Raw genomic sequence first — 5,543 nt, forward strand, 5'->3', positions numbered from 1 at the left:
CATTACAAAGGTCGTTGTCGCTTGTTAAAGTGGATGGGATTATGATTTTGGGGTCTTCCACAGTAACTGTTGTTTCTACCGTACATGAATTCTCATCGGTAGTAGTTAGTGAATATGTTCCTGCAGAAAGATTTCTGGCCGTTGCTTCTGTTTGGCCATCCGACCAGACATAATCAATGGCTCCTGTACCCCCAGATGTAATAGTTGAAGCCTTTCCGTCTGATCCTTGAAAACAGGATGGGATGCTGTCGACAGAAGTAGTACTTGAGAGAGGAATGGGGCTTGATAAATTTGTTGATGCGGTTATTTGGCAGGATTCGGAATCGGTAATAGTTACTGTGAAATTGCCGGAGCATTCTGTAATAGAACTTGATGTAACTCCATTACTCCATAAATAGGAGAGCCCAGAACCGACTTCGCTCCCAATGGTACTTGCATTAATTGTTCCATCACAACTGTTTGTACATGTAGGAGTAGTCGATAAGCTGGTTACAAATTTTACTCCTTCTCCAGATGTTGTAATGCTAAAATCACATTCGGCATAAGGTAATGTAGATTCATCGCCATCTACTTGGATATAGTAAACGGTATTTGGATTTAGGTTTCCCGTTAACGAGAAGTTTGAAGAGCTACCATTATTCGAATCAATTACGGTGTAAGTAGATATATCACAAGGAATAGTCGCTTCTATTAACGCAGCTTGAAGACTCGTATTTGCTCCTGTGCAGCCACCTATATTTGATATTAGAATAGATACAGCCCCGCCATTTGAATTAGAAGAAAAAGTGTACCAAATTGTATTATTTGCCGGGTAACCAATAATTCCTCCATTTATACAATCTTCTGAACCCGGACATTCAGTTGTTGCTATGATAGTTGTACCATTAACTGGAGTTGAATAACAAAGGTTTGTTGCGCTAGTGCAATTATTGTTGGAAGGTGTAATTTGAGAATATGCATCTGATAAGCCTAATAAAATTATTAAGATAGGTAAGAGATAATTAAATTTGACAACTGCACATTTCAACATGAGTCAAAAATAGCGTTTTTAGTTTTTGGTTTTAATAACTTGTTTATTGCTTTTAATCGTTTTGATTTGTCGGTGAGGTAAATGTTCCATTAGTATGGAAACAATTATAGATATTGAACGTTGTACTATTTATTAAGAAACAGAACTGCATAAAGAATGTATAGAGAAAAAAGCACAATAAAGTTAAGTGGGAAAAAGCCGGAATCAAGGTACTCTGTTGTGATGTTGGTGGATGATAATGAGGTTGATAATTTCATTAATCAAAAAATGATTGAGGGTTCAAATTTTGCTGATCATGTGTATATACATACAAGTAGTAGAAGCGCCCTGGAGTTCTTACATAACCTGGAACGATCGTCTGATGTTCCTGAATCAATGATTCCTGGTGTGATATTTTTGGATATTAACATGCCTATTATGGATGGCCTTCAATTTCTCGATGAATTTGAAAAATTAACAGATGAGTTTAGAAAAAACACGGAAGTAATTATGCTAACGTCTTCTGTTAATCCGAAGGATTTAGAAAAGGCACAATTTAATGATCGTGTGAAAACGTACCTAAATAAACCGCTCTCGAGTATTCACCTCGGCTGTATTTAACTATAATTCTTTAAAAAGAAACGAGAGGTCTAGTTTTACTAGTTCCTTGTTTGATAATATCGCTAAGTCTAATGTAGCTTAGGATTCTGGCTGGACCTTGATTTAACTGTTGGAATCTAGCACTGTACAGTTCTAATTGTTCTGTATCTGATTTACTACCTTTTTTAATTATTTGCTTCAATATCTTGGTGTACATATTGGCATTTTCATAATCGATTTTATTTTTCCCTTCTCTGATTTTTCTAGCAAGCGTTCTTAGTATATAAGTAGACTGCTCGTTCTTTCCACCCATCAAATAACATGTACTTAAAAGAAGCTTTATTTCAATTTCGGCATGGATGTAATTCTTAAGACTAATGTCATTGATCAATTGATTTAAAAATGTGATCGCTTCATTATACTTATTAGAATAATAGGCTGAAGTAGCCATGTAAATTATGAAATTTATGTAGTTCGGAATGTCAGATTTATCAGGCTCGTAATTGTCTTTTAAGTCAATGTTCTCCATATACAATTCCGATTCTTTATTTTCAATGACATACTTTTCTAATTTGGAAATCAAAAATTTAGATGTATAGCAAACGAAATTATAGAGTAGGAAGGAGGTTAGCTTGTTGTTGAGCTTTTTGAAGTATTCATTTTCTTTTTTATAAAGTTTAAAATGATGATAGTATTCAAACGCAAGAAAATAATAGGCAGTCTTTAAGTACTGATATGTTGTGTCTTTGGGATATGTTTGAATAGTATCTTTTATGTTATTCAGCATGTCTTCTAAAGGTGCATCTTCAATTTTTTCATCCTCCACAGGAACAAACAATCCGAACGAAATATCTACCATGTCATTGAATACCCTTAAATGGTGGGACTCGTATAGTCTACAAGCGTTGTGCGACTCTCTTTTTATAAGAACAAGCACATCTAAGATAGATGAGTCTTTTGTAGCGTTGTAGTCTCCTAAGTGTTTATGGAAGTCGGATAATAAGCTCTCAACTTTATCAAAGGCAACTGTATAGGCAATGTGCTTATTATAAAGCTGCGTGTAGTGATAGTATTTGGGAGTGTGAAGATTCATCTTCTTTAATGCATTATATACAGTAGCTAACTCATTTGGCATATCATATTCAAGAAGATCTTTTTCTAACTTCAATAAAATGGCAGAGGCTGTTGATTTTTGAAGTCCAAACATTAGACTCGGTATATTGGCAACCTTTCTAAGAAGATCAACTTTAGGGCCGTCTACTTTCTCAAGTAAAAAGTTCTGTACTTTATGGAATAATCTAGATTTTATTGTGTAATAAGCGTTTGCAGAGGCATCAAGCTCTTTAGCAACTTCAGTGTCTGTAAGGTAATCTTCTCTGTAAAAAACTAGAAGACGGTTGTATTTATCCGCTTTGTTTTCAAGAAGTTGATCTCCGAAACCTTCGAAATCTTCGACACTAAGTTGACTAATAATATTTCGAAGTTTAATCATTTATAAATTGGCCTAGTGATCTTTCTTTTATTTCGTTATTGAATTGAAATAATAAAAGCTCCAGTAAATCCACTTTGTATAAGTTCGTCTCTATATTTAGCTGCTGATTCTTTCTCTGTGAAACTGCCCAACGTATACTTTATTAAGCCAGTTGGGGTTACATGCGAATTTAAATTTTCAATAGAAAAAAGAAATTCTTGACTTGGCATTCTATCGAATGCTCCGACTTGAATAGTATACTTCTTTGTAGTACCAGTTTCTTCGGTTGAGAGATTTGCTTCACTAGTTTTGACTTCATTAGATTCTATAATCTCTACAGGGAGGGGCGGCTCTGTCGTCTTTTTCTGTTCTTCTTCTTCTATTGTTATCGAATTTGGAAGAGACATAGATAGTATGCTGTCTTGTGGTAAGTTTAAAAAAGTAAAGAGTAGGAACTTGTTTTTGGTGCCATTTGAAGAGTAGACATCCTTGTTAAGGATTTTTGTAGTAGAGTTGTCCTCTTGTTCGTTCTCGTTAGTGAGAAGGAAGTAAGCCGAAGAATCTGCCGATTCATTAATTTTCTTTAAGTATTCATTTTCCACTTTGCTTTTACACAATTCTATTTCTACGTTCAGCGCTATAGCTAGTTCTTGAAATTTCAAAGCATTCTCAGGTTTAACTTCCGCCAGTACTTTAAGCATTTCTTCGAATTTATAGAAATGAGGTATTGCCTTAGATGGTTTGTTATCGCCATCATAACTTTTTCCTAAAAAATATTCGGCTTCTGGAATTATATTCTCCGTGTTCTCTATGCTTCTTTCTAAGAAAATAATTGCTGCAGAATAGGCCGATAGCCCATAGTAGCATAATCCAGTTTTATACAAAATATGATTGTCAATAGTTGAATCGTTCATCAACTTGGCATATACCTTAAGTGCTTTTTCGTATTTGTCTTTTGTAAAGAACTTTTCAGCCTTTTCAAGCGTCTTTTCTTTAGAAGAAGAACTCGTAGCGACAGCCAAATTTATGTTTAGACAAAAAAACAAAACGAATAAAAACGGGGTAATCCTCTTGGATATGAAGAGGCATGGCGCGACAGGAGGATACCTCTGGAAATTTAATATTGCGCTTCTAATCATCTGTGTTTTATTAGTATTAGGGCATTAGTTGTTCGTTGAACAACACCACTTAATAATTATTTCTCCTAATACTAATACGGATTAAGTTAAGGAAAGATAGGGGCTTAACCTCTAGTTTATGAGCTGTATTGTAGTTTAGGTTGTTGTAAAAATAATGGAATTTGTGTTGCAGGCAAATGAAGTTTTTAATAAGATGAACTCTATTCTTTTAAATTGGATTCGTTAGTGGTGTCCAGTACATCGTTCAGGAGTTTCTAAGTGTTGGTATTTGGCTCTTGAAATTGAATATTTAATTAGGTCTTTTTTTGATATTAAGTTAACTCGTAAGGTTACCGGTTAATAACTGCTGTTTTTGACTGGAAACACGGTTAAAACCTTATCCTTATTACACTAGAATAATGCAATGCAACACTGCTGATTTTTAATGCGTTATAGTGGTGCGTAAATAGAAATAATAATTGAATTTTCAAGAAGTAGAATAGATGAGTCTTTAGGCGCTCTTTGCATACTAAAATGAAGACCGGTAATATATTAAAGTTTTTAACTTTCTTTGTTACCACTTCTAGTGGTGCAAAATTCTTTTGCCCAAGACGATGATTATTACGATTGGACCGAATCGGCTACTATAGATATTAATACTTCTGGTATTGGAACTAATGGTAATGAGCTCAATGACTTTCCGCTTTTAATTAGGATTAATGGAGGAAACCAACCATCTGCTGATTTTTGGAATGAAGCAGATGCCAACGGCATAGATATTCGTTTCGCTTTAACCTCGAATACTAGTGTTCATTTTAGATATGGAATTGAAGAATGGAATACTGTAAATGAGGAAGCATATATCGGGGTTAAATAAATACTATTAAAGAGGATACCGAAAGTCCAGGTTATATCACAATGTATTGGGATAATCCAAGTGCCTCTGATAGTAGTAACGCTTCCGAGGTTTTTAGTGGGAGCAATAATTTTAAAGGTGTTTGGCATTTGAATAGAGCCGGACCAGGATATCCGGATGTATCAGGAAATGGAAATGATGCCTATGTGACTGATAACCAGTCAGAGGAAGATGCAAACGATTTTATATTGGGTTCATCCCAATTCTTCGATCAAGATAATAACGAATACCTAGGGGTTTCTGATGCAGCAGTGTTAAATCCGACAGATGATTTTATACTTTCTTGTTGGATTAAGGCCAACTCTGTTGGTCCGAGTAGAGCAATTGGAATTAAAACAACAAACGATGCCTGGGAAGACGGATATGGACTGGTTTTAGGTGAAGGGCCTGTCCCTATTACTTTTTTTACAAATAATGCAACGGGTAATA

Annotated in this window: 6 protein-coding genes; 3 read left to right on the forward strand and 3 right to left on the reverse strand. The window is 34.9% G+C overall.

Annotated elements, in window-relative coordinates:
• Window positions 1-1,030 (reverse strand): hypothetical protein (locus tag HRT72_04770; GenBank protein ID NQY67020.1); only part of this gene is annotated, 1,030 nt, incomplete at its 3' end.
• Between the two features lie 222 nt (window positions 1,031-1,252).
• Here HRT72_04770 and HRT72_04775 point away from each other — a divergent pair.
• Window positions 1,253-1,630 carry a response regulator gene (locus HRT72_04775; GenBank protein NQY67021.1) on the forward strand — a complete coding sequence of 126 codons (378 nt, stop codon included), beginning with the start codon at window positions 1,253-1,255 and terminating at the stop codon, window positions 1,628-1,630.
• 10 nt (window positions 1,631-1,640) lie between these two features.
• Here HRT72_04775 and HRT72_04780 read toward each other — a convergent pair whose 3' ends face one another.
• Together HRT72_04780 and HRT72_04785 are read right to left on the reverse strand one after the other, a co-directional pair.
• On the reverse strand, window positions 1,641-3,101 hold the full coding sequence (locus tag HRT72_04780; protein NQY67022.1) for a hypothetical protein: 1,461 nt from the start codon (window positions 3,099-3,101) through the stop codon (window positions 1,641-1,643).
• Between the two features lie 35 nt (window positions 3,102-3,136).
• Window positions 3,137-4,102 carry a hypothetical protein gene (locus HRT72_04785; protein NQY67023.1) on the reverse strand — a complete coding sequence of 322 codons (966 nt, stop codon included), beginning with the start codon at window positions 4,100-4,102 and terminating at the stop codon, window positions 3,137-3,139.
• A gap of 685 nt (window positions 4,103-4,787) precedes the next feature.
• Here HRT72_04785 and HRT72_04790 point away from each other — a divergent pair.
• Both HRT72_04790 and HRT72_04795 read left to right on the forward strand, forming a co-directional pair.
• Window positions 4,788-5,075 (forward strand): hypothetical protein, encoded by a 288-nt coding sequence (locus HRT72_04790; GenBank protein NQY67024.1) that lies wholly within the window; start codon window positions 4,788-4,790, stop codon window positions 5,073-5,075.
• Window positions 5,076-5,116: 41 nt separating this feature from the next.
• Window positions 5,117-5,543, forward strand: a 427-nt coding sequence (locus tag HRT72_04795; protein ID NQY67025.1) for a hypothetical protein, incomplete at its 3' end; no start/stop codon positions are given.

It is taken from the genome of Flavobacteriales bacterium (assembly GCA_013214975.1).
Lineage (GTDB): Bacteria > Bacteroidota > Bacteroidia > DT-38 > DT-38 > DT-38.

Excerpts from the sequence above, each read along its gene's own strand:
- HRT72_04775 (NQY67021.1), top strand. The coding sequence starts at position 1,253 with ATGTTGGTGGATGATAATGAGGTTGATAATTTCATTAATCAAAAAATG.
- HRT72_04780 (NQY67022.1), bottom strand. The coding sequence starts at position 3,101 with ATGATTAAACTTCGAAATATTATTAGTCAACTTAGTGTCGAAGATTTC.